Source organism: Stenotrophomonas sp. 2YAF26 (assembly GCF_052114625.1).
Classification (GTDB): domain Bacteria; phylum Pseudomonadota; class Gammaproteobacteria; order Xanthomonadales; family Xanthomonadaceae; genus Stenotrophomonas; species Stenotrophomonas indicatrix.
On record NZ_JBFRFC010000004.1, the window covers coordinates 1 to 23553 of the forward strand.

General features: G+C 67.6%; 17 protein-coding genes. 11 read left to right on the forward strand and 6 right to left on the reverse strand.

Features of this window, described 5'->3' with window-relative positions; all coding sequences use genetic code 11:
* Window positions 1-189: 189 nt before the first annotated feature.
* A complete protein-coding gene (locus AB4Y98_RS05560; RefSeq protein ID WP_099819678.1) occupies window positions 190-810 on the reverse strand; it encodes a thymidine kinase in 621 nt (206 codons plus the stop codon).
* A gap of 102 nt (window positions 811-912) precedes the next feature.
* Here AB4Y98_RS05560 and AB4Y98_RS05565 point away from each other — a divergent pair, with 102 nt between their 5' ends.
* Together AB4Y98_RS05565 and AB4Y98_RS05570 are read left to right on the forward strand one after the other, a co-directional pair.
* Window positions 913-2889 (forward strand): UvrD-helicase domain-containing protein, encoded by a 1977-nt coding sequence (locus tag AB4Y98_RS05565; RefSeq protein WP_033832666.1) that lies wholly within the window; start codon window positions 913-915, stop codon window positions 2887-2889.
* Between the two features lie 257 nt (window positions 2890-3146).
* Window positions 3147-3737, forward strand: a complete 591-nt coding sequence (locus tag AB4Y98_RS05570) for a GNAT family N-acetyltransferase (RefSeq protein WP_442243938.1) — start codon at window positions 3147-3149, stop codon at window positions 3735-3737.
* Here AB4Y98_RS05570 and AB4Y98_RS05575 read toward each other — a convergent pair.
* Window positions 3726-4376 carry a YceH family protein gene (locus tag AB4Y98_RS05575; RefSeq protein WP_080150241.1) on the reverse strand — a complete coding sequence of 217 codons (651 nt, stop codon included), beginning with the start codon at window positions 4374-4376 and terminating at the stop codon, window positions 3726-3728. The genes AB4Y98_RS05570 and AB4Y98_RS05575 overlap by 12 nt on opposite strands.
* 100 nt (window positions 4377-4476) lie before the next feature.
* On the opposite strand from AB4Y98_RS05575, the gene AB4Y98_RS05580 reads away from it, so the two are divergent.
* The 5 genes from AB4Y98_RS05580 to AB4Y98_RS05600 all read left to right on the forward strand — a co-directional run bounded on the left by AB4Y98_RS05580 (window position 4477) and on the right by AB4Y98_RS05600 (window position 10576).
* Window positions 4477-5397 carry a 5'-nucleotidase, lipoprotein e(P4) family gene (locus tag AB4Y98_RS05580; protein WP_100554315.1) on the forward strand — a complete coding sequence of 307 codons (921 nt, stop codon included), beginning with the start codon at window positions 4477-4479 and terminating at the stop codon, window positions 5395-5397.
* Entirely contained in the window at window positions 5394-6119 is a 726-nt protein-coding gene (gene pyrF / locus AB4Y98_RS05585) for an orotidine-5'-phosphate decarboxylase (protein ID WP_336023033.1), read from the forward strand. The genes AB4Y98_RS05580 and pyrF overlap by 4 nt, the downstream gene beginning before the upstream one ends.
* Window positions 6120-6633: 514 nt before the next feature.
* Window positions 6634-7587 (forward strand): hypothetical protein, encoded by a 954-nt coding sequence (locus AB4Y98_RS05590; RefSeq protein ID WP_336023035.1) that lies wholly within the window; start codon window positions 6634-6636, stop codon window positions 7585-7587.
* The gene (gene plsB, locus AB4Y98_RS05595) at window positions 7587-10223 is read left to right on the forward strand and encodes a glycerol-3-phosphate 1-O-acyltransferase PlsB (protein WP_442243939.1); all 2637 of its coding nucleotides are present in this window, start codon (window positions 7587-7589) and stop codon (window positions 10221-10223) included. Before AB4Y98_RS05590 ends, plsB begins: the two co-directional genes overlap by 1 nt.
* Window positions 10220-10576, forward strand: a complete 357-nt coding sequence (locus tag AB4Y98_RS05600) for a hypothetical protein (protein WP_442243940.1) — start codon at window positions 10220-10222, stop codon at window positions 10574-10576. The genes plsB and AB4Y98_RS05600 overlap by 4 nt, the downstream gene beginning before the upstream one ends.
* Window positions 10577-10685: 109 nt before the next feature.
* Here the strand turns inward: AB4Y98_RS05600 and AB4Y98_RS05605 are convergent, their stop codons facing one another.
* Window positions 10686-10889, reverse strand: coding sequence for a YdcH family protein (locus tag AB4Y98_RS05605; protein ID WP_032978412.1), 204 nt, complete (start codon window positions 10887-10889; stop codon window positions 10686-10688).
* A 90-nt stretch (window positions 10890-10979) separates the two neighbouring features.
* On the opposite strand from AB4Y98_RS05605, the gene ttcA reads away from it, so the two are divergent.
* Genes ttcA through AB4Y98_RS05620 form a run of 3 tightly spaced genes read left to right on the forward strand, consistent with a single transcriptional unit; the run spans window position 10980 to window position 13657 of the window.
* Window positions 10980-11876, forward strand: coding sequence for a tRNA 2-thiocytidine(32) synthetase TtcA (ttcA, locus tag AB4Y98_RS05610; RefSeq protein ID WP_312787033.1), 897 nt, complete (start codon window positions 10980-10982; stop codon window positions 11874-11876).
* 36 nt (window positions 11877-11912) lie between these two features.
* Window positions 11913-12818 carry a recombination-associated protein RdgC gene (locus tag AB4Y98_RS05615; protein WP_089241793.1) on the forward strand — a complete coding sequence of 302 codons (906 nt, stop codon included), beginning with the start codon at window positions 11913-11915 and terminating at the stop codon, window positions 12816-12818.
* 59 nt (window positions 12819-12877) lie between these two features.
* Complete coding sequence (locus AB4Y98_RS05620; RefSeq protein ID WP_025875417.1) at window positions 12878-13657, forward strand: M48 family metallopeptidase; 780 nt, start codon at window positions 12878-12880, stop codon at window positions 13655-13657.
* Window positions 13658-14018: 361 nt separating this feature from the next.
* On the opposite strand, the gene AB4Y98_RS05625 is transcribed toward AB4Y98_RS05620, so the two are convergent.
* Window positions 14019-14888, reverse strand: coding sequence for a methylglyoxal synthase (locus tag AB4Y98_RS05625; RefSeq protein WP_442243941.1), 870 nt, complete (start codon window positions 14886-14888; stop codon window positions 14019-14021).
* 154 nt (window positions 14889-15042) lie between these two features.
* Here AB4Y98_RS05625 and AB4Y98_RS05630 point away from each other — a divergent pair, with 154 nt between their 5' ends.
* Window positions 15043-17475 carry an ATP-binding protein gene (locus AB4Y98_RS05630; RefSeq protein ID WP_442244038.1) on the forward strand — a complete coding sequence of 811 codons (2433 nt, stop codon included), beginning with the start codon at window positions 15043-15045 and terminating at the stop codon, window positions 17473-17475.
* Here AB4Y98_RS05630 and AB4Y98_RS05635 read toward each other — a convergent pair.
* Both AB4Y98_RS05635 and gltB read right to left on the reverse strand, forming a co-directional pair.
* Window positions 17461-18906 carry an FAD-dependent oxidoreductase gene (locus AB4Y98_RS05635; protein ID WP_312786732.1) on the reverse strand — a complete coding sequence of 482 codons (1446 nt, stop codon included), beginning with the start codon at window positions 18904-18906 and terminating at the stop codon, window positions 17461-17463. The genes AB4Y98_RS05630 and AB4Y98_RS05635 overlap by 15 nt on opposite strands.
* Before the next feature lie 103 nt (window positions 18907-19009).
* A complete protein-coding gene (gltB, locus tag AB4Y98_RS05640) occupies window positions 19010-23464 on the reverse strand; it encodes a glutamate synthase large subunit (RefSeq protein ID WP_442243942.1) in 4455 nt (1484 codons plus the stop codon).
* Window positions 23465-23553 lie beyond the last annotated feature (89 nt).

Genomic DNA, 23553 nt, shown 5'->3' on the forward strand with positions numbered 1-23553 from the left:
GCAGGACCGTTGGCGCCATGGATGGCGCCATCGAGCCCCCAGGGATGGGTTTACGGCGTGTCCTGCACCCCCACACCTCCCCGCCCAACCAACAGACAACCCAGAGCCGGCTGTTGCTGCTGAGGTTGCCGGCCAGCGGCCGGCACTACCGCGTCGGCAGGTGCAGGGCGCAGCCCTGCCGAAAAACCCTTACAGCGGCAGCGGTGCCTGCGCCGGATCGATCCGACCCTCGCCCCGGGTGATCTTCTTGAACTCGGCGCGGCTGACCGACACATAGCGCTCGTTGCCGCCGATCTCCACCTGCGGGCCGTCCTGCACGGCATGGCCGTGTTCGTCCACGCGCACGGTCATGGTCGCCTTCTTGCCGCTGTGGCAGATCGTCTTGATCTCCTGCATCTCGTCGGCCCAGGCCAGCAGGTACTGGCTGCCCTCGAACAACTCGCCGCGGAAATCGGTGCGCAGGCCATAGCACAGCACCGGGATGCGCAACTGGTCGACCACCTCGCTGAGCTGCCAGACCTGGCTGCGGCTGAGGAACTGCGCCTCGTCCACCAGCACGCAGCCCAGCGGCCCGTTGGCCTGCAGATCCTGCGTGACCCACTGCTGCAGGTCGGTGTCGCGTTCGAAGGCCATGCCGTCGGCGCGCAGGCCGATCCGCGAGGCGACCACGCCCGCGCCGGCACGGTCGTCCAGGCGCGGGGTCAGGATCGCCACGCGCATGCCGCGCTCGCGGTAGTTGTGCGCGCTCTGCAGCAGGGTGGTGGTCTTGCCGGCGTTCATCGCCGAATAGTAGAAATAGAGCTTGGCCATCGGCCGATTGTACGACGCCACCCGGCACCGGCCGAAGCCGTTCAGCAAGCCCACCGGCCGGCGGCTGTGGCCGCCATCAACGCCCGCTACAATCCCCACCCAATGCACGGTCTCAATCCCCCCCAAGCTGCCGCCGTCCTCCACATCGAAGGACCGCTGCTGGTGCTCGCCGGCGCCGGCAGTGGCAAGACGCGCGTGATCGTGGAGAAGATCGCCCACCTGATCGGCTGTGGCCGTTACCCGGCCAAGCGCATCGCCGCGATCACCTTCACCAACAAGTCGGCCAAGGAAATGCGCGAGCGCGTGGCCAAACGCCTGCGCGAGCAGGATGCCGATGAAGTGACCATCTGCACCTTCCATGCGCTGGGCCTGAAGTTCCTGCAGATCGAGCATGCCGCCGTCGGGCTCAAGCGCGGTTTCTCGATCTTCGATGCCGATGACGCGGCCGCGCAGATCAAGGACCTGATGTACGGCGCCAAGCCGGACGACATCGAGGACATGAAGAACCTGGTGTCGCGCGCCAAGAACGCCGGCCTGTCGCCGGAACAGGCGATGGCCGCCGCGCGCAGCAATCGCGAAAAGGAAGCGGCCGGCATCTACGAGCGCTACCAGTTGCGCCTGAGCGCGTTCAACGCAGTGGACTTCGACGACCTGATCCGGTTGCCGGTGCAGATCCTGGAAGAGAACCCGGACATCGCGCTGGCCTGGCGCGAGCGCATCGGCTACCTGCTGGTCGACGAATGCCAGGACACCAACGATGCGCAGTACCGCCTGCTCAAGCAGCTGGCCGGTGACAAGGGCAACTTCACCTGCGTGGGCGATGACGACCAGTCGATCTACGCCTGGCGCGGTGCCAACCCGGAAAACCTGCAGCAGATGGGGCGCGATTACCCGGCGCTGGAAATCATCAAGCTGGAGCAGAACTACCGGTGTTCCAACCGCGTGCTGCGCGCGGCCAACGCGCTGATCGCCAACAATCCGCACGAACACCTGAAGAAGCTGTGGAGCGACCAGGCCGACGGCGAGCGCATCCGTGTGTGGGAGTGCCGCAACAGCGAACACGAGGCCGAGAAGGTCGCCGCCGAGATCGCGTTCGTAGCGCAGACGCGCAACGTGCCGTGGAGCGATTTCTGCATCCTGTTCCGCGGCAACTTCCAGTCGCGTCCGCTGGAAAAGGCCATGCAGCTGCTGCGCATCCCCTACCACCTGACCGGCGGCACCATGTTCCTGGAGCGCCAGGAAGTGAAGGACACGCTGGCCTGGCTGCGGCTGCTGGTGAACCCGGACGACGACACCGCGTTCCTGCGTGCGGTGCAGTCGCCCAAGCGCGAGGTCGGCGCCGGCACCCTGGCCAAGCTGGCCGAACTGGCCTCGGAAAAGGACATGCCGATGGCGCAGGCCGCCGAGGCGATCGGCGCGCTGCAGCAGCTGCCACCGCGCGCGGCCAACAGCCTGGCGCGCTTCACCGACATCCTGCGCGACCTGCGCGCGCAGACGCGGCAGATCAGCTCCGGCGACATGATCCGCAAGGTCGCCAAGGAATCGGGCCTGCTCAGCGAGCTGCGGCAGCAGGCCAAGGAAGAAGCCAGCTACCAGCGTCGCGCCAACAACATCGAAGAACTGGCGCAGTGGTTCGAGGGTGGCCCGCGTGGTGCCACCGCGGCCGATCTGGCCGGCCAGTTGGCGCTGTTGTCGCGCAGTGACAAGGACGAGGGGGGCAACCAGGTGCGGATGATGACCATGCACGCCTCCAAGGGCCTGGAATTCCCCTATGTGTTCATCGTCGGCTGCGAGGATGGCGTGCTGCCGCACCAGGTCAGCCTGGACGAGGGCAATCTGCAGGAAGAGCGGCGCCTGCTGTATGTGGGCATCACCCGCGCCAAGATCCAGTTGTGGATGAGCTACAGCAAGCTGACCCGCAAGTTCGGCGAGCACGTGCGGCTGAAGCCGAGCCGCTTCTTCGAGGAGATCCCGGCCGAGGAGATCCAGCGCGATGGCGCTGATCCGGTTGCGGATGCGGCGCGCAAGAAGGAGCGGGCGACGGCGGGGCTGGCGGCGATCGAGGCGTTGTTCGACTAAGGCGCTCCAACGGCGCCGCCCCTCCGTGGTGGAGCGCGCGTTGGCTACGCGGGCTGGTCGGGGTGGGTTCGCGGGGGACGCCGTGAACCCGTCCCTGGGGGCTTAGCCGCGCCATCCATGGCGCGGATACCCCCGCGAACCCACCCCGACCGGCCTCTGACAGATTCCGGGCGCGTCCTGCCACGGCAATGCAAAGAAAATCAAAAGCAACAGCCGCGCGTTGAGGCAGAATCGGGGTTTCTGCTGGAGGTCTGCGCGTGCATCCCATTGAAAGCGAACGCCTGCGCCTGCGGGCCATTGAACCGGACCGCGATGCGGCACCGATGCTGGCCCTGCTCAATGATCCGGGCTTCGTGCGATTCATTGGTGACCGCAACGTGCGCGACGAAGCGCAGGCGCGCGAATACATCGCCCTGCGCGTGCTGCACAGCTATGCGTTGAATGGCTTCGGCATGTATGCGATCGAGCGGCTGTCCGATGGTGCGTGGCTGGGCAACGCCGGGCTGGTACGCCGTGAGGGGCTACCGGCACCGGATATCGGCTACGCGGTGCTGTCGGAATTCGCCGGGCAGGGCTATGCCAGCGAGGCGGCGCGGGCGGTGTTCAATTACGCACGCACGGCGCTGGGCCTGCAGGATCTCTACGGCATCACCGATCTGGACAACATCGCCTCGGCGAAGGTGCTGCTGGGCCTCGGCATGCACGAGCGCGGGGTCATCCAGCTGCCGGGCATCGAAACACCCAGCCGGCTGTTCGCTACCTTGGGTGCGGCCGGCACTAGCGGGTACCAGTGGGGTCGGAGCCCGCGTTGCGGGATACGACCCCACTGGGTTGTTTCAGCCGCGTAGCTCCGCCAGCTGTGCCTGCAGTTCGGCCACCGCCGCTTCCAGTTGCGCCACGCGCTCGGCTAGGCCGGGGTCGGCCGGCTCGGCACCGCCGCCACTGCTGGCGTACTTCGCTGCCAATGCCGCGCCGTCCACTTCACCGCACAGCAGGTGCATGTAGCGGTCTTCGCGCTGGCCGCTGGCGCGCGGCAGCACCACCAGCAGGGCACGCTGCTGCAGGCGCTCGATGGCGTGGCGGGCTTCGTCGGCATCGGCGAAGCGGTGCAGGCGCTCGGCGCGGGTGACCAGTTCGCCCAGGGTCTGCGGCCCGCGCAGCAGCAGCAGAGCCAGCAGCACGGTCTGCTGCCGGGTCAGGTCCAGTGCGCTCTGCAGGCGGTGCTCGTAGCGGTCGGCGCGCGAGGAAAAGTGCTGGCGGGCCAGACCGAGGGTCTCCAGCTGGCGCAGCGCATGCTCCACGCTGCCGGCACTCACGTTCATCACCGGCTCGCGGGCGGTCTTCTGGTTGGCTGCCGATTGCGCGGCGTTGACGGTCAGCGGGTAGGTGTCCGGGGTGGTGGCTTCCTTCTCCACCAGGCAGCCCAGCAGGCGTGCCTGTACGGCATCCAGCAGCGGAACGTCGGGGGTCTGGGCAGGGTCGGTCATGGCGGCTTCCGGAAGACAACGTGTCAACCGCCAAGCATAGCCGTCCCGGCGGCGCCTTTGCCGGTAAAATGGGCCGGTATATCTGATTGCCGGTGAATCCATGCGTCGTCCCGTTTCCTTGTCCTTGACCCTGCTCGCCACCGCGGCGCTGGGCCTGTCCGCCTGCAAGCGCGTGGAAGCGCCTGCCGAAGCCGCCACCCCGCAAGCCCCGGCCGCCGCCGCCAAGGCCGACGGTGCCCTCGACGCGACCGCCAACGACAACCTCAATGCCGTGCTGTGGATGCAGCGCGCGCAGGAATACAAGGCGATCACCGAGCAGACCTACCGCGCCGCCGCTGACCATCTGGACGTTGCGCTGAAGGAAGCCCACTGGGACGCGCTGGTGCCGGAAGAGCGCGGCAACGAGGCCAAGGGCCTGAAGCCGGCCGTGGTGCTGGACGTGGACGAGACCGTACTGGACAACTCGCCCTACCAGGCTCGACTGGTGCGTGACGGCAAGGAATACGACGAACTCAGCTGGGACCAGTGGGTCGCCGAAAAGAAGGCCAAGGCCATTCCCGGCGTGGTCGATTTCGCCAAGGCTGCCAACGCCAAGGGCGTGACCCTGCTGTACATCTCCAACCGTGCCGTGCATCTGAAGGACGCGACCCTGGCCAACCTGCGCGAGCAGGGCCTGCCGGTGGCCGATGACAGCGTGTTCCTCGGTCTGGGCACCGTGGTTGAAGGGTGCGAGCAGGCCGGCAGCGAGAAGAACTGCCGCCGCCGCCTGGCCGGCCAGAAGTACCGCGTGCTGATGCAGTTCGGCGACCAGCTGGGTGACTTCGTGGAAGTGACCGCCAACACCAATGATGGCCGCGACGCGCTGCTGCAGCAGTATCACGACTGGTTCGGCGAGCGTTGGTGGATGCTGCCGAACCCGACCTACGGCGGCTTTGAGCCGGCACAGTTCAACAATGATTATTCGCAGTCGCGGCAGGCCCGTCATGACGCCAAGCGTGCCGCGCTGGACTACGCGCCGTGAGCCGCGCCCCGCTGCCGCTGCGCGACGACGAGCGCCTGATCTTCGCGCTGGACGTGCCTGATCGCGTGCAGGCGCTGGAGTGGGTCGACCGCCTTGGCGACAGCGTGGCGTTCTACAAGATCGGCATGGAACTGCTCGCCTCCGGCGAGTACTTCCAGGTGCTGGACGAGCTGGCACGCCGCGACAAGCGCGTGTTCGTCGATCTCAAGTTCTTCGATATCCCCGCCACCGCCGCGGCGGTGATCAAGCGCTTGGCGCAGTGGCCGGTCAGCTACGCCACCATCCACGGCTGGCACCCGGCGATGATGGAGGCCTGCGCAGCCGCCAACAGCGGCGACATGCGCCTGCTGGCGGTGACCGTGCTGACCTCGATGGGCCGCGCGGACCTGGCGCAGATGGGCATCGACCGCGAACCGGTGGAGGTCGTGGTCGAACGCGCGCTGGCCGCACAGGCCGCTGGCATCGACGGCGTGATCGCCTCTGGCCAGGAAGCCGGTCCGATCCGCGCCGCGACCGGCGCCGGTTTCTCGATTGTCTGCCCGGGCATCCGCCCCGGTGGCCCGGTCGGCGATGACCAGAAGCGCACCGTGGGTGTGGCGCAGGCCTTTGCCGATGGCGCCGATGCCATCGTGGTCGGTCGTCCGATCCGCCTGGCATCTGATCCGCAGGCCGCAGCACGCGCGATCCAGCAGGAAATCGCGGCGGCGCTGGCCACGCGCTGAGCCCCGCCGCGAAGGCGGTTACGGCGGCACCACGAGCGCCATCCCGTCGAACACGGGACGGCGTTCGCGTGTGTGCCTGTTGCCCTGACGTACCCGGACCCGCGCGGGGAAACTGTGTGCCGCTGACCCCGACGTTTATGCCCGAATCGCCGGAAAACATGCCGTAGATTTCATTGAAGAGATCTGATGATGTAATTTATCCAATAAAATCAATGAGTTGAATAGTGTTTTGTCATGTGTTGCGTTAACTTTGTGGGCAGCGTAGGATCGCCGCCATCCGGTCTTCGGACCGGACATGCGCCACAACACTGTCCACCGGCCTTGCGCCGGTTTGAAGAGTCTGCGATCCCTGTGATCCGGGCTCTTTTTTTTGTCCGCCCGGTACGGAGAGGCCCGTCGGCGCGCGGCATGGAGCCACCGCGCAGTCGGGTCATGGCAGAAACCGTGACGGCCCGGCTTGCCGCTGTCACGTCGCAGGCCGCAAGATGCGGACCGGTCCGGGGAGTCCGATTGCATGAGCGTTGTAGTGCGAGGAAGGTCTGCGCGGGGATGGGGGCTGGCGGCCATGCTGCTGCTGGCCATCGCCGCGTGCCGTGAATCCGGCAGTGATCCGGCCGCCGCGCCGGCCGAACCTGTCGCCGCAGTACAGGCGATGGCGCAACGGCTGGCCGAGGACGATCTGGTCGGCTATGCGAAGCTGTCGGTGCCCCCCAGCCAGTATCAGCGCCTGCAGCAGGCATGGGCCGACGGCCACAGCCAGTGGCCGCTGACCGGACTGCCGCTCGGCGACCAGTTGCTGCCGATGCTGGCGGCGCTGCGTGAGCCCGGTGCCAGCGTGCAGCTGCAGCGCAGTTTCGACCGCCAGCTGGCTGGCCAGGCCCGCGCCGTACGTCAGGCCGCGCAGTCGATGGGCAACTTCGGTGTGCAGTACCTGCGGCACCAGAAGGGTTATACGCCCGGCCAGCAGGCGCACTACATCCAATTGGTACAGACCCTGGCGGCCTGGGCACAGGACGCGCCCATCAGCGACCGTGCCAGGGCCCGCAGCAGCATCGCCGCCCTCGTCGGCGCCGCGGCCAAGGTCGGTTTCCATGACGACGCCGGCCTGCAGGCCGCGGGCATGGAAGGCAGCCTGCAGCAGCTGGCGCCGTTCATCCAGACGGTGAAGGCCGTGCTGGCCAGCTACGGGCTGGGCGTGGACGAGGCGCTGCGCAGCGTGCGTGGTGAGCTGTTGTCGGTGGAAGGCGACAATGCCCTGGTGCGCCTTCAGTACGAGCTCGCCGGCCGCGCGATGACCGTGCAGGTGCCGCTGAGCCGGCGTGAGGGCCACTGGTACCTGACCCGCACCCTGGCCGATACCGACGCCCTGCTGCGTCAGGCTGATGCGGCGCGCGCCGCCGCTGCTCCGGACCCTGTCACCCCCCCGGCAACCGATGGGGAAGCGGCAACGCCATCGGCTAAGCCATAATGACGTCGATGTCGAAACAGAACCCGCTGCCGTTCCCCGGCGAAGAATCCCAGCCGACGCCCGCCGATACGGCGCCGGCGTCCCCCTCGACCGACGCCGGCACGCCGCCGGCGGCGACGCCTGTGCACGCGCGTCCTGCCGGCCGCCGCCCGCTGTGGGCGCGCCTGCTCGGGCGCCTGGTGGAGCCATGGCTGTCGCTGAAGATCGAGCCGGAAGACCCGGGCCAGTACAACGATGGCCGCCCGGTCATGTACGTGCTGGAAGATTACGGCCTGTCCAACGCGCTGATCCTGGACAAGGCCTGTCGCCAGGCCGGTCTGCCGTCGCCGCTGGTACCGCTGGCCGGTGACCCCACCGGCCGCAAGCGCGCCTATCTGGCCCTGTCGCGCCGCAGCTCCAGCAACTCGCTGATTCCCGAGCAGCGCGGCGCCAAGACCCATTCCGATTCGCTGGCCAAGGTCCTGCAGGCCCATCGCGTGCGCGACGACCTGGATGTGCACCTGGTGCCGGTGTCGATCTTCGTCGGCCGCGCCCCGGACAAGCAGAGCGGCTGGTTCGCCGTGCTGTTCTCGGAAAACTGGGCGCTGGTCGGCCGCTTCCGCCGCCTGCTGGCAGTGCTGCTCAATGGCCGCAGCACGATCGTGCGTTTCGCCCCGCCCATCTCGCTGCGTTCGACCATCGACGAGGGCCTGGAGCCCGAGCGTACGGTGCGCAAGCTGCAGCGCGTGCTGCGTACCCATTTCCGCCGCATCCGCGAGTCGGTGATCGGTCCTGACCTGTCGACCCGGCGCCTGCTGGTGGACCAGGTGCTGGCCGCCGAGACGGTGCGCGAGGCGATCGCCTCGCAGGCCAAGCGCGACAACAGCAAAACCAGCGATGCCTGGAAGAAGGCGCATGCCTACGCCTGGGAAATCGCCGCGGACTATTCCAGCCCGGTGGTGCGTTCGGCGAGCTTCATGCTCAGCCACGTGTGGAACCGCATCTACGCCGGCGTGCTGGTGCACCACCTGGACAAGTTCAAGGCCGCAGCGCCGGGCCACGAAGTGGTCTACGTGCCCAGCCACCGCAGCCACATGGACTACCTGCTGCTGTCCTACCTGCTGTACGACCGCGGCATCGTGCCGCCGCACATCGTGGCCGGCATCAACCTGAACCTGCCGGTGGTGGGCACCCTGCTGCGCAAGGGCGGTGCGTTCTTCATCCGTCGTTCGATCCGCGGCAACGCGCTGTATTCGGCGGTGCTCAGCGAGTACGTGGCGCAGCTGGTCGCCGGCGGCTATTCCATCGAGTACTTCGTCGAGGGCGGGCGCTCGCGTACCGGCCGGTTGCTGCAGCCCAAGGGCGGCATGATCTCGATGACCCTGCGCGCGTTCCTGCGCCAGCCGCGCAAGCCGGTGCTGTTCCAGCCCATCTACATCGGCTACGAGAAGCTGATGGAGGGCGGCAGCTACCTGGATGAACTGTCCGGGCGGCCCAAGGAGAAGGAATCGATCTGGCAGCTGCTGTGGGGCATCCCCAAGGTGCTCAAGCAGAACTACGGCCAGGTGGTGGTGAACTTCGGCGAACCCATCGCGCTGAACGATGTGCTGGCCGAGAAGGCTCCGGAGTGGGGTGGCGAGGCGGTGTCCGAGGACGAGAAGCCCTCGTGGCTGTCGACCACCGTCGACACCCTGGCCGAGCGCATCCAGGTGCGCATCAACGGCGCGGCCGACGTCAATCCGATCAACCTGCTGGCGCTGGCGCTGCTGTCCACGCCCAAGCATGCGATGGGCGAGGCCGACCTGATCGCGCAGATCGAGCTGTGCAAGACCCTGCTGGTGGAGATGCCGTATTCGGGCCGGGTGACGGTGACCCCGCACTCTCCGGAGCGGATCATCGCCCACGCCGAAGAGATCAACGTCCTCACCCGCATCAAGCACCCGCTGGGCGACGTGCTCAGCGTCAGCGGCGATACCGCGGTGCTGCTGAGCTACTTCCGCAACAACGTGGTGCACCTGTTCACCGCATCGTCGTGGGTGGCCTGCTGCTTCCAGAACAACCGCCGCATGAGCCGCACCGGCCTGGTGCAGCTGGGCCGCACGGTGTACCCGTTCCTGCAGGCCGAGCTGTTCCTGCCGTGGACCGAGGACGAGTTCGCCCAGCGCATCGACCAGACCATCGACGTGTTCGTGCGTGAGGGCCTGCTGCAGAACGTCAACGAAGACGACGGCGGCATCCTTGCGCGCAACACCGGGCAGACCGACGAAGTGTTCCGCCTGCGCGCGATCGGCCACTCGCTGCAGCAGGCGTTCGAGCGCTATTACATCGCCATTTCGGTACTGGTGAAGAACGGCCCGGGCACGCTCGGCGCCGCCGAGCTGGAGAGCCTGTGCCAGCAGGCCGCACAGCGCCTGAGCCTGCTCTATGCACCGGCCGCGCCGGAGTTCTTCGACAAGTCGCTGTTCCGCGGCTTCATCCAGAAGCTGCGCGAGCTGCGCCTGGTGTGGCCGGACGAGAACAGCAAGCTGCTGTTCGACGAGCGCCTGGATGCCTGGGCCAAGGATGCCAAGTTCATCCTCGGCCGCGAACTGCGCCACACCATCGAACGGGTCAGCCCGGAAGCGGCGCGCCCGGACGAACCGGCACCGCAGGATTGAACCTGCGGCGCCTGTCGGGCCTGGCCACGTTGATCGCGGCCGGAGGCCTTGCGGTTACTTCGGTGCAGGCTGCAGAAGCCTGCGTTGACGACAGCCTGCCCGGGCGACTGGCCGATGCGCCGGTGCGCCTGTGTCTGCAGGCAGAGACCGGGCAACAGGCGCACTACCGCCTGTGGCTGGCCGGCGAGGCGCGTATCAGCGGTGATGAATCCGCCGCTCGCCAGGGTCTTGCCGGTGACTGGTACGGGCACCCGCTGGGGCTGCGCTGTTCCGGTGCCGACAACGTGCGGCGCTGCGACCTGACCGTGGACGGTGAGACGGCCTGGAGTGCGGAGCTGGCGCTGCCGCGTTGATGCAGGGCCCCATCCACGCATGGCGTGGATCCATAGGTGGCCGCTGTGCCATCGGCGTTCGGGGCGGCGTGGGCCAGTAGATCCACGCCATGCGTGGATGGGCCACCGGTTACGCCGGTTCGTCCGGAATCTGCAGGCTTTCCAGCTTGGTGATGCAGTCCTTCAGCTGCAGCTTGCGCCGCTTCAGGCGCTTGAACTCCAGCTCATCTTCGCCGTTGGCGGCCATGCGCGCGATCTGTTCATCCAGCGACCGGTGCTCGGCGCGCAGGGCGACGAGGTGTTCGACGATTTCGGCGGGGTTGTAGGTGTCCACGGTCTCCGAGCATACACAGCGACGATGACTGCCGGGAGAGGGGAATCCCGACCCCGGGTCCGGGCTGCCGCAAGCCGGTAGAATGGCGCCATGTCCGCCGTGATCTCCCTGCCCGATCCCCCGCAGCGCGTTTCGCGCGATCCGCGCGTGGCCGGGCACGGGGCGGACAAGCTGGGCAAGCGCCTGCGCCGCCAGGTCGGCCAGGCCATCGCCGACTTCGGAATGATCGAAGCAGGCGACAAGGTCATGGTCTGCCTGTCCGGCGGCAAGGACAGCTACACCCTGCTGGACATGCTGCTGCAGCTGCAGAAAAAGGCGCCGGTGCCGTTCGAACTGGTGGCGGTGAACCTGGACCAGAAACAGCCCGGTTTCCCCGAGCATGTCCTGCCGGAGTACCTTGCCGGGCTGGGCGTGCCGTACCAGATCATCGAGCAGGACACGTATTCAGTGGTCAGCCGGGTCATTCCGGAGGGGCGCACGATGTGTTCGCTGTGCTCACGCCTGCGCCGTGGCGCGCTGTACAACCATGCCAAGACGCATGGCTTCAGCAAGATCGCACTGGGCCACCATTGTGATGATGTGGTGGCCACGTTTTTCCTGAACCTGTTCCACCATGCCAAGCTGGCCGCCATGCCACCGAAGCTGCTCAGCGACGATGGACAGCACGTGGTGATCCGCCCGCTGGCGTACGTGCGCGAGCACGACATCGCGCAGTACGCGCAGGCACGCCGTTTCCCGATCATTCCCTGCACCCTGTGCGGCAGCCAGGAAAACCTGCAGCGTCGGCAGGTCGGCCTGATGCTCAAGCAGTGGGACCAGGACCATCCCGGGCGCATCGAACAGATCGCACGGGCGATGGCCGACGTGCGACCTGCGCAGCTGGCCGATGCCGCCTTGTTCGATTTCATGGCCCTGGGCCGCCGTGGCGATGCGGCACATGCCGATGCCTGGCTGGCCGACGCAGTTCCCGAGACGCCTGCCGTTTAAGGTCGGGCGCCCTTCTTCTTCAGACACCGGAATTCCATGTTCTTTCGCAACCTGACGTTCTTCCGCTTCCCGACCTCCACTGATTTTTCCGAAGTCGACACCCTGCTGCCGCACGCCCTGCTCAAGCCGGTCGGCGCGCTGGAAATGAACTCGCGTGGTTTCATCTCACCGTTCGGCCGCGAAGAGAAGGAAGCTCTCTCGCACCGCATTGCTGAACACCTGTGGCTGACCGTCGGTGGCGAGGACAAGATCCTGCCCGGCGCGGTGGTTAACGACCTGCTCGAGCGCAAGCTGGAAGAGATCGAGGAGAAGGAAGGCCGCCGCCCCGGTGGTCGCGAGCGCAAGCGCATGAAGGACGACCTGCTGCATGAGCTGCTGCCGCGCGCGTTCGTGAAGTCCTCGCGCAACGATGCCTTCATCGACCAGCTGCATGGCTACGTGGTGGTGGACACCTCCAGCCGCAAGACCGGCGAATACTTCATGTCCGACATCCGCGGCCTGCTCGGCAGCTTCCCGGCGATGCCGCTGAACGCCGAAGTCGCGCCGCGTTCGATCCTGACCGGCTGGATCGCCGGCGAGCCCCTGCCCACCGGCTTCAGCCTGGGCGAGGAGTGCGAGATGAAGGACCCGGTGGAAGGCGGCGCGGTGGTCAAGTGCCAGCACCAGGAACTGCGCTGCGACGAGATCGACAAGCACCTGGATGCCGGCAAGCAGGTGACCAAGCTGGCCCTGGTGTTCGAGGACAACCTGTCCTTCGTGCTGGGCGACGACCTGATCGTGCGCAAGCTGAAGTTCCTGGACGGCGCGCTTGACCAGCTGGAACATGCCGACGAAGACGGCCGCCGTGCCGAGTTCGATGCCCGCTTCGCCCTGCAGAGTGCGGAGATCCGTCGCCTGTTCCTGCTGCTTGAAGAAGCCTTCAAGCTCAGCAAGGCTGACTGAACAGGCAGGCCGTCGGCCGCCGGTCATCCGGCGGCCCCGCACGGCGCTATGCTGGGACCATGAGCCGTCTGCTGCGCCGCCTGATCTCGCCGGTCCCACCCGCCACCGTGCAGCGCGATACCGTTCGCCTGCGCCTGGAGGATGTCGAGATCGAGATACTGCGCGTGCGTGATCCGCGCGCGCGCCGGATCAAGCTCAGCGTCGATGAGCGCGGCGCACGACTGACGTTGCCGCCGCGTGCCAGCCTGGTGATGGGCGAGCGCTTCCTGGAACTGCATCGCGAATGGCTGGGGCTGCAGCTGCGCCACTACCAGGGGCACGGCCTGCCCGCCGCGTTGCAGCCCGGCGTCGAAGGGGTGCTGCCCCTGCGCGGCGAGTTGTTGCCACTGCGCTGGCAGGAAGGCCGCTACGCACGGCTGGAAATCGACGAACACGGTGCCTGCGTGCAATGGCCGAGCCGGGGCGGCGATGCGACCCTGCGCCGCCTGCTGCGCGAATTCTATGAAGCACAGACCCGCGCCGATGTCGGCCGCTGGTTGCCGAAGTACCTGCCCGGCCTGCCGCGCGCGCCCAGCCGCCTGCGGTTGAAGGTGATGTCCTCGCAATGGGGCTCGCTGGCCCCTGACGGCAGCATGGCGCTGGACCTGGCACTGGTACTGGGCCGTCCCGCCGCCTTCGAGTACGTGCTGGTGCACGAACTCTGCCACCTGATCCAGGCCAACCACTCGCCCGCGTTCTGGCACGAAGTGGAACAACGCTTCCCCGACTGGCGCGAGCAGCGCGACTACTTCCAGCTGGAAGGGCGACGCCTCAAGGCCATGCTCCGGCAGCTGCTGTAGCGCTCGCGCTACAGCAGCTGCCCGCGCATTCCTCCTCTACCCCCGCCTTCGGCGCGCCCCTTCAACAGAAAGGGCTCCACTCCAGAGAGGGTATCGAGCAGCCGAGCATGGGCTGCGGCTGCTTAAGCGCACACAACGCGCGACCCGCTTTGCTCGTGCTCTTCTTCTTCTCTTCCGTGGTGGCACGGAAACTGTCTGAGGTCGGGCGGGTGGGGCATGCAGGGGCGTTGGCGCCATGGATGGCGCCATCGAGCTTACATGGATGTACTTGCAGCGTCCCCTGCATGGCCCACCCGTCCGGCCAAGCACAGCTTTTGATTTGAACGGCCACCACGAGGGGCTCAGCCGTTGGCCGCAAACCTCATCGACCCGCACGCAGGGCCGCAGCCTCCGCCCACCGCGCCGCCAYGCGCGGTGCAGTGATGCATACCGCCTGATCGGTCACCGTGGTCACCGCCCGCTCCAGCAGCTGGATGTCCGCTTCATGCTGGCGCGCCACATGCGGATCCTCGAAGAAGATCGCACGCTGGCAACGACCTTCCAGCACGCGGTCGGCAATCTGCGCATCGCCCCCCATCGGACCGCTCTGGTAGCGCGTCACCCATGCCGTATCCGCGGGCCAGCCGCGGCTCCAGGCCAGCTCGTTCAAGCGCTGTCCGGTGGTACCGGTGGCTACACGTTCGCCGAAACGCGCCAGCACGTCGAAGTGTTCATCGGCGAACGCCAGCATCGCCGGCTTCATCGCATCGTGTGCGATCAACGCCAGCGTCTGCCCTTCGAACGCATGCAGGTCGTCGGCGCCGGCATCGGCGGCCAGGCCAGCATGGACGCGCTCCACCTCGATCCAGTCGCGGGCGGTGGCCACGGTGGAAATGAAAGGCTTGCCGTGGATCACGCACTGGCGCTTGAGCGCGGTCGCCTCGGGGAACACCGAGGAAGGATCCACCGGATCCATCAGATAGACCGCACCGTCCAGCGTACGCTCGGCGCCCATGCCCACCACTTCGGCCACCAGCTTCATCAACCCGCCTTCGCGACCGTACGGATAGCGCTGCAGGCCGTCGTAACCGGCAAGGAAACCGTTGCGCTGGATCGCATCGTGGGTACGTCCGACCGCACACAGCGTCACGCCCAGTTCGCGCAGCCCGGGTTCGCTGGCGCGCAGCCAGCGGAACAGTGCCGCGCGCGCGTCGTTGTGATGGAGACGGTTGGCGGCCAGGCCGATGCGCATCGAAAGCTCCGGGATCGGTAGAAGCGGCAGTGTATGTCGCTATTGACGGTTTCGGAGGGTTTTACAAATTTCCTCATTGTTGCTGGGAAGCGCGTCGCTAGCGTGACGGGAGGTCGTACCGCGATGCGGCCATGCCCCTGCATGCGACATGAGGATGTCCACCGTGAATGTCGCTGGCCCGTTGGCCCGCATCGTCGCCCTGTCGCTGTTGTCAGCACAGGCCTGGGCCGGACAGTGCGAAGGCCCCATCCTGCTTGCCTACCCCGCTGACCGTGCACCGTTGTCATCCAGTCTGGACGACACGCCACAGGGCCTGGTGGCCGTCTACCTGGCGCTGCTGCAGGAGCAGTACCCCACGCTGCGCGCCACACCGGTCGCGGCGCCGGCGCTGGCCGCCGGCGCGCTGCCTGCCGGGACCCAGGCCGTGCTTGGCTGGCCGCGTGCGCAGAAGCCGAAAGGCTGGATGGCCAGCGTGCCCTACCTGCAGGTGCCGCAGGTGATCGTGCGACGCCCCGACGCGCTGCCGATCATCGGCCTCGACGGACTGCACGGCCGCGGCGTGGCCAGCCCCGACATCGTGCCACTTGCCCGGATGCTGGAGGAGTCGGGTGCGGCCGTGCCGCTGCTGCAGGTGGCGACATTGGACACGGCACTGCGGCTGCTGAGCAGCGGCCAGGTCGATGCGGTGGTGGGCAACCTGGTGGACGTGGAAGCCACGCTGCGCAATCAGCCGGGCGACGCGCTGGACGTGGCAGCGCCGGCCGGCTTCAGCGATGCACTGGTATTGGCCGCACTGCCGGCGTGCGCGCATCTGGTGGCCCGCTTCAACCAGCTGCAGGCAGGCATGACACAGGAGCAGCGCGAGGCATTGCGGGCACGCTGGATCGTGACGTCCCCTCGTCGCGGCCACGCGCCGGTGTCGCCCCTGCGCGGGTCGATCGCTGTGCTGCTGGTGCTGCTGACGATGGGCCTGGTGTATGCGTTCGGCTACTGGCGGCTGCACCGCGAAGGCCTGCGCAGGCAGGCCCTGGAACAGCGCCTGCAGGACGTCACCGCCAACCTGCCGGCGGTGGTGTACCGGGCGCGGCGCAGCAGCACCGGCGAGTACAGCGTTCCCCATATTGCCGGCGACGTGCACGCGCTGTTCGGGATCAGCGTGGATACCGCGCGGGTCGACCATGGCAGTCTGCTGGCCGCAGTCCATCCGCAGGACCGCCGCTCGGTGCTGGCCTGCGTCGACGCCGCCGCACTGGTGCGCGGGCCCATCGACATCACTTTCCGCACGCGCGGCCCCAACGGCTGGCGCTGGGTACGTTCGCACGGGCGACCGATTGCCTGCAGCGACAGCGGCGTGGAATGGAGCGGATACTGGATGGATGTCACCGAGGCGCGCGCACGTACGCAGGCGTTGAACGATGCCCGGCGTGACGCGGAGCAGGATGCCGCCGCGAAGACCCATTTCCTGGCCACCATGAGCCACGAGATCCGCACGCCGATGAGCACGCTGCTGGGGATGCTGGAGTGCCTGGGCAGCGGCGCACTGGATGCGCGCCAGCGCCAGGTACTGGCGACCATCGATGATGCCGCGCAGATGCTGCGACAGATCCTCGATGACGTGCTGCACAGCCAACGCCTGCAGTCGGGGCCACGGTCACCGCAGTGCCTGCCCACCGATCTGGCCGGACTGCTGCGGGCGGTGCAGCGCCTGCTGGCTCCGGTGGCGGCAAGCAAAGGTCTGCATCTGCGCTGCGAGGTGGATCCCGCGCTTCAGCGTGGGTCGTTGGCGGATGCGCTGCACCTGCGCCAGATCCTGTTCAACCTGGCGGGCAACGCGCTGAAATTCACCCTGCAGGGTGGGGTGGACCTGCAGGTGCGGGTGCTGCACCAGCGCGAGCATGGCCAGGAGCTGCGGCTGCAGGTGACCGACACCGGCGTGGGCATCAGCCGCGAGCGCCAGCGGGCGGTGTTCGCAGCGTTTACCCAGGCCGATGCCTCCACCACCCGGCGCTTCGGCGGCAGCGGCCTGGGCCTGGCGATCTGCCGGGAGCTTGCGGCGTCGATGGGCGGGCAACTGCACCTGTGCAGCACGCCGGGCGCGGGCACCACGGTGTGGCTGGACCTGTACCTGCCGGCCTGCGACGCGCCATCGGCGGAGCATCGTGGCGAGGCCGCTGACCTGCCAACGCTGCCGCCGGTGCGGGTACTGGTTGCCGAAGACCATCCCACCAACCTGCAGCTGCTGGTCCGGCGCCTGCGGGAACTGGGCCTGCAGGTGCATGCCACCGCCAATGGCGAGCAAGCCTGGCAGGCGTGGCAGACACAACGGTTCGCGTTGGTCATCACCGACTGCCACATGCCGGGCATGGACGGCTTTGCCCTGGCCCGCGCCATCCGCGCCGATCCACGGGACGATGCAGCACGGGTACCGATCATCGCGTTGACCGCCAGCGTCCTCGACAGTACCCGCCAGGCCTGTCACGACGCCGGCATCGATCGCTTCATCGCCAAGCCGGCCGACCGCCCAGCACTGCATGCCACCCTTGCCGCAGTACTGATGCCGCCGGTCGGTCTGTCAGTGCGCCAGTAGCCGCGCGATGCTGGCAGCGGCGTCGCGACCTTCGGCCACCGCGGTCACCACCAGGTCGGCACCGCGCACCGCGTCACCCCCGGCGAACAGGCGCGGATGGGCGGTCTGGAAGGGCAGCTTGCCCTTGCCGCCGGCGAGGATGCGGCCGTTGGCCTGGCCCTCCACGCCATGCTCGGCCAGCCACGACGGCACGCTGGGCGAGAAACCGAACGCGATGATCACCACGTCCGCTTCCAGCAGCGACTCGCTGCCCTCGATCTGCACCGCGTTCTGGCGGCCGTTGGCATCGGGTTCGCCCAGGCGCGTCTCGATGACGGTGACGCCGATCACTTCGTCATCGGCGCCGGCTTCGATCGACAGCGGCTGGCGGTTGAACAGGAAGCGCACGCCTTCCTCGCGTGCATTGGCGACTTCGCGCGCGCTGCCCGGCATGTTGGCTTCGTCGCGGCGGTAGGCACAGGTGACCTTGGCCGCGCCCAGTCGCACCGCGCTGCGCACGCAGTCCATGCCGGTGTCGCCACCGCCGAGGACCACCACGCGCTTGCCATTGAGGTCGGGCAGGGCGATCTGGTCTTCCCAGCCGGCGATCGGGCGGCCCTGCGGGTCATCACCGCCGACGATGCGGCTGTTCTGCACCAGGAACGGCAATGCCGGCAGCACGCCCTTCAGGTCCTGGCCGTCGAGGCCACCATCGGTGTAGCGGTAGGCGCCGGTACCGACGAACACCGCATCATGGGTGTCCAGCAGCTGCTGCAGGCTGATGTCGCGGCCGATCTCCACGCCGAGGCGGAACTGCACGCCCATGCCTTCAAGCACGTCGCGACGACGACGGATCACGTCCTTGTCCAGCTTGAAACTCGGGATGCCGAACTGCAGCAGGCCGCCGACCTGTTCGTAACGGTCGTAGACCACTGCGGTGATGCCGGCATGCGCCAAGCGGTCGGCACAGGCCAGGCCTGCGGGGCCGGCACCGATCACGGCCACCGTGTGGCCGGTGGGCTGCACCGCCGTCATGTCCGGCCGCCAGCCGGTGGCCAGTGCAGTGTCTACGATGTACTTCTCCACCGCGCCGATGGTCACTGCACCAAACTCTTCCAGCGTGCAGCTGCCCTCGCACAGGCGATCCTGCGGGCACACCCGGCCGCACACTTCCGGCAGCGGGTTGGTGCTGTGGCACAGCGTGGCCGCTTCATGGATGCGGTTCTCCTGCACCAGCTGCAGCCATTGCGGAATGGCGTTGTGCACGGGGCACTTCCAGCTGCAGTACGGGTTGCCGCAGTCCAGGCAGCGGCCTGCCTGGTACTGCGCCTCTTCCTTGCCGAACTTTCCGTACAGCTCACCCCAGTCGCCGGAGGTGCGCAGTTCGACCGGGATGCGCTGCGGCATGGTCCGGGGCAGGTCGAGGAACTGGAAGGCGTGCTTGCGGCTCATGGCGGACTCTGTGGATTTCCGGATGCCGGCCAGCGGCCGGCACTACAGCGGTGGGGAGGCCGGTGCGCCCAGTGCATGCGGCGCATCCGTCACGTGCGGTGTGTCACGCCGCGCGGCGAAGGGTTTCGGTCAGCGACTCGATGCTGGCGGCCTTGGGTTTGACCAGCCAGAACTTGCCGATGTAATCGCGGAACTCGTCCATGATCTGCTGCGCCCAGATGCTGCCGGTCAGTTCGCGATGACGGCCGATCAGGCGGTGCAGGTGCTGGCGGTAGTTCTCGAACCCTTCGGCGGAGACGCGATGGATGTCGATCAGCTCGTGGTTGTAGCGGTCGACGAAATCGCGGTCCACGTCCAGCACGTAGGCCAGGCCACCGGTGAAGCCGGCACCGAAGTTGAGGCCGACTTTGCCCAGCACCAGCACCACGCCGTCGGTCATGTACTCGCAGCAGTGATCGCCTGCGCCTTCCACTACAGCCAGTGCGCCGGAGTTGCGCACGGCGAATCGTTCACCGGCACGGCCAGCGGCGAACAGCTCGCCACCGGTTGCGCCGTACAGACAGGTGTTGCCGATGATGGCGGTGCTGCGTGCCTCGAAGCGTGCGCCACGCGGCGGACGCACCACCAGGCGGCCGCCGGCCATGCCCTTGCCGACGTAGTCGTTGGCTTCACCCTCCACTTCCAGGTGCAGGCCGCCGACGTTGAAGGCGCCGAAGCTCTGTCCGGCGCTGCCACGGAAGCGCAGTTCCAGCGGCGATTCGGCCATGCCCTGGTTGCCGTGCGTGCGTGCGACGGCGCCGGCCAGGCGGGTGCCGATGCTGCGGTCGGTGTTGTGGATCAGGAAGCGATGCTCGCCACCGCGCTTGTGTTCGATGGCCTCGGCCAGCAGGCCGTCCATCTGCGTGGCCAGGCTGTCCGGAGATTCATACAGGCGCTGTGCGGCGCAGTGGCTGCCCGGGTAACTGGCGTCGGCCAGCAGCCGCGACAGGTCCACGCGCACGTCTTCGCGCGGCGAGACCTCAAGCTGGCGCAGCAGGTCGGTGCGGCCGACGATTTCCTGCAGCGAACGTGCGCCCAGCACCGACAGCCAGCCGCGTACTTCCTCGGCCAGCAGGCGGAAGAAGTTCTCCACGCGCTCGGGTTGGCCGGTGAAGTGGTTCTCGCGCAGGCGTTCGTCCTGGGTGGCCACGCCGGTGGCGCAGTTGTTGAGGTGGCAGATGCGCAGGTACTTGCAGCCCAGCACGATCATCGGCGCGGTGCCGAAGCCGAAGCTGTCCGCGCCCAGCAGCGCAGCCTTGACCACGTCCAGGCCGGTCTTCAGGCCGCCATCGGTCTGCAGCAGGGTGCGCCCGCGCAGGTCGTTGGCCACCAGCGCTTGGTGCGCCTCGGCGATGCCCAGTTCCCACGGCACGCCGGCGTAGCGGATCGAGCTGACCGGCGAAGCACCGGTACCGCCGTCGTGGCCGGAAATGGTGATCAGGTCAGCACCGGCCTTGACCACGCCCGCCGCGATCGTGCCGACGCCGGCATGGCTGACCAGCTTCACCGACACCAGCGCGGTCGGGTTGACCTGCTTGAGGTCGTAGATCAGCTGCGCCAGGTCTTCGATGGAGTAGATGTCGTGGTGCGGCGGCGGCGAGATCAGGCCGATGCCCGGCCTGGCATAGCGCAGGCGTGCGATCAGTTCATTGACCTTGTGCCCGGGCAGCTGGCCGCCCTCGCCGGGCTTTGCGCCCTGGGCGACCTTGATCTGCAGCACTTCGGCGTTGACCAGGTATTCGGCGGTGACGCCGAAGCGGCCCGAGGCCACCTGCTTGATCTTGCTCCGCTTGTCGGTGCCATAGCGCGCCGGGTCTTCGCCACCTTCGCCGGAATTGCTGCGGCCGCCGAGGCGGTTCATCGCAATGGCCAGCGCTTCATGCGCCTCGGGCGAGAGCGCACCGAGGCTGATCGCGGCGGTATCGAAACGCGGGAACAGATCGCTGGCCGGTGCCACTTCGTCCAGCGGTGTCGGCGTTGCCGCCGGCACCAGCTGCAGCAGATCGCGCAGCGCCGACGGCGGGCGCGCATGCACGGCATCGCAGTACTGCTGCCACGCACGCGGGTCACCGCTGCGCGCTGCGCGCTGCAGGGTGGTCACCACGTCCGGGTTGTACATGTGGTACTCGCCGCCGTGCACGTACTTCAGCAGGCCGCCGACATCCACGCCCTGCTGGGCGTCCCAGGCCTGCGCGCATAGTTCACGCGCGTCGGTATCCAGCCGCGCGAAGCCGGCGCCACCGATGCGCGAAGCGGTATCGGGGAAGCACAGCTCCACGACCTCAGGCTCCAGGCCGATGATCTCGAACAGCTGCGCACCGCGGTAGCTGGCCACGGTACAGATGCCCATCTTCGAGATGATCTTGGACAGGCCCTTGTAGATGCCCTTGCGGTAGCGGCGGCCGATCTGCGACTGCTCGCCGCCCTTGCTGAGCTTGAGGATGCCGCGACGACCCAGGTCGAACAGGGTCTGGTAGGCCAGGTACGGGTACACCGCCGTGGCACCGAAGCCGAGCAGGCAGGCCATGTGATGCGCGTCGCGCGCGGTGCCGGTCTCGACGATCAGGTTGACGTCGCAGCGCAGGCCCAGCCGTGACAGGTGGTGGTGGATGGCGCTGGTGGCCAGCAGCGCATGCACCATCGGCCGCCCGGCCACCGGGTAGCGGTCGGACAGCAGCAGCATCACCATGCCGTCGCGCGCAGCCTGTTCGGCTTCGACGCAGATGCGTTCGATGCCGGCACGCAGGCCTTCCTCTTCGCTGTAGGACAGGTCGAGCAGGCGGTTGGCCTGCACGTACTGGTCCATCTTCAGCAGCTGGCGCAGCTTGCGCTGGCTCAGCACCGGCGAGTTGAGGATGACGTGGTTCACCGTCTCCGGGCCGGCATGGAAGATGTTGGTCTCCTTGCCGAGCTGGGTGGACAGCGACATCGCGCAGTCTTCGCGCAGCGGGTCGATCGGCGGGTTGGTGACCTGCGCGAAGGCCTGGCGGAAGTAGTCGTACAGCGGACGGCTGCGCTGGCTGAGCACGGCCATCGGCGTGTCATCGCCCATCGAGCCGGTGGCTTCCTGCTCGGTCTCGGCCAGCGGCCGCAGCACCTGTTCCACTTCCTCGCTGCTGAGCTGGTACAGCTTGTGGTAACTGCGCAGCGTGCCTTCGTCGAATGGCTCTTCCACCAGCGACGGATCGATCAGTTCGGTCTGCAGGTAGGTGACGCCCTGCTGCAGCCACTGCTTGTACGGTGCACGGCCGCGGTTGATGCGGTCGATGGCCTCCGAATCGAGCAGGTCACCGCGCTTGAGGTCGATGGCGATCATCTCGCCCGGGCCGAGCTTGCCCTTGCGCACCACGCGCTCGGTCGGTACTTCCCAGACGCCTGCTTCAGAGGCGACCAGGAAGTGGCGATCAGCGGTCAGCATCCAGCGCGCCGGGCGCAGGCCGTTGCGGTCGAGGGTGCACACCGCGTAGCGGCTGTCGCAGGCGACGATGCCGGCCGGGCCGTCCCAGGGTTCGCTGTTGAGGCCGTGGAACTCGTAGAACGCGGCCAAGTCCGGGTCCTTGAATTCCAGCGACTGCGTTGCCGGCGGTACCAGGATGCGCAGCGCCTGGATCAGCTCCATGCCGGCGGACACCATCAGTTCCAGCATGTTGTCCAGGCTCTGCGAATCGGAGCCGTGCATGGAGATGACCGGATCGAACTCGCCGATGTCGAAACGGGGCGTCTTCCACACCTTGCTGCGCGCCTGCGCCCAGCGCCGGTTGCCTTCGATGGTGTTGATCTCGCCGTTGTGGGCGAGCATCCGGAACGGGTGCGCCAGCGGCCAGCGCGGCAGCGTATTGGTGGAGAAGCGCTGGTGGAACACGATGGCGCTGGAGGCCAGTTCGCGCCGTTGCAGGTCCGGGAAGAAGCGGCTGAGCTTGTCCGGCAGCACCATGCCCTTGTAGCTGATGGCGTTGGGGCTGAGCGTGGTGACGTAGTAGTCGGCATGCGCGCGCAGCAGCTGCTCGCTGCGGCGTCGGGCCAGGAACAGGGCCAGGCCGAAGCCGGCGTCATCCTGGCCGACGCCCGCATCGACAAACACCTGTTCGATGCGCGGCAGGGTGTCGCGTGCCAGTTGGCCGCAGACGCTGTCGTCGGTGGGTACTTCGCGCCAGCCGGCCACCCTGCAGCCTACCGCCTCGATCTGCTGCTGCAGCTGTACGCGGCAGGCCTGCGCGGCGTCGGCATCGTGCGGCAGGAACACCAGGCCCGCAGTGAAGCGCGCGCCGACGGCGATGCCGGCTTCGCTGGCCAGCAGTTTCAGGAAGGCATCGGGGCGGCGCAGCAACAGGCCGCAGCCGTCACCGGTGAGGCCGTCGGCAGCGACACCACCACGGTGGGTCATGCGCGAGAGCGCAGCGATGGCGGTATCGACCAGCAGGCGCGAAGGCTGGTCGTCGAGCTGGGCGACCATGCCAAATCCACAGGCATCGCGCTCGGAGCGCGGGTCGTAAAGCCCTTGGCGGTTGCGGGGGGCCATCTCTACCTCGATGCAGATTGAAATGAACGGGGACACTCCTGCCCGCTCTGTAGAGCACGCCCTGTACGTCATGGTGGAGTGTGCCGCGC

What these genes read in the sequence shown, in the direction of transcription:
- AB4Y98_RS05560 (WP_099819678.1), bottom strand. Translation starts at nt 810, where the DNA reads ATGGCCAAGCTCTATTTCTACTATTCGGCGATGAACGCCGGCAAGACC.
- AB4Y98_RS05565 (WP_033832666.1), top strand. Translation starts at nt 913, where the DNA reads ATGCACGGTCTCAATCCCCCCCAAGCTGCCGCCGTCCTCCACATCGAA.
- AB4Y98_RS05575 (WP_080150241.1), bottom strand. Translation starts at nt 4,376, where the DNA reads ATGACCGACCCTGCCCAGACCCCCGACGTTCCGCTGCTGGATGCCGTA.
- AB4Y98_RS05580 (WP_100554315.1), top strand. Translation starts at nt 4,477, where the DNA reads ATGCGTCGTCCCGTTTCCTTGTCCTTGACCCTGCTCGCCACCGCGGCG.
- AB4Y98_RS05590 (WP_336023035.1), top strand. Translation starts at nt 6,634, where the DNA reads ATGAGCGTTGTAGTGCGAGGAAGGTCTGCGCGGGGATGGGGGCTGGCG.
- plsB (WP_442243939.1), top strand. Translation starts at nt 7,587, where the DNA reads ATGACGTCGATGTCGAAACAGAACCCGCTGCCGTTCCCCGGCGAAGAA.
- ttcA (WP_312787033.1), top strand. Translation starts at nt 10,980, where the DNA reads ATGTCCGCCGTGATCTCCCTGCCCGATCCCCCGCAGCGCGTTTCGCGC.
- AB4Y98_RS05615 (WP_089241793.1), top strand. Translation starts at nt 11,913, where the DNA reads ATGTTCTTTCGCAACCTGACGTTCTTCCGCTTCCCGACCTCCACTGAT.
- AB4Y98_RS05620 (WP_025875417.1), top strand. Translation starts at nt 12,878, where the DNA reads ATGAGCCGTCTGCTGCGCCGCCTGATCTCGCCGGTCCCACCCGCCACC.
- AB4Y98_RS05630 (WP_442244038.1), top strand. Translation starts at nt 15,043, where the DNA reads ATGTCCACCGTGAATGTCGCTGGCCCGTTGGCCCGCATCGTCGCCCTG.
- AB4Y98_RS05635 (WP_312786732.1), bottom strand. Translation starts at nt 18,906, where the DNA reads ATGAGCCGCAAGCACGCCTTCCAGTTCCTCGACCTGCCCCGGACCATG.
- gltB (WP_442243942.1), bottom strand. Translation starts at nt 23,464, where the DNA reads ATGGCCCCCCGCAACCGCCAAGGGCTTTACGACCCGCGCTCCGAGCGC.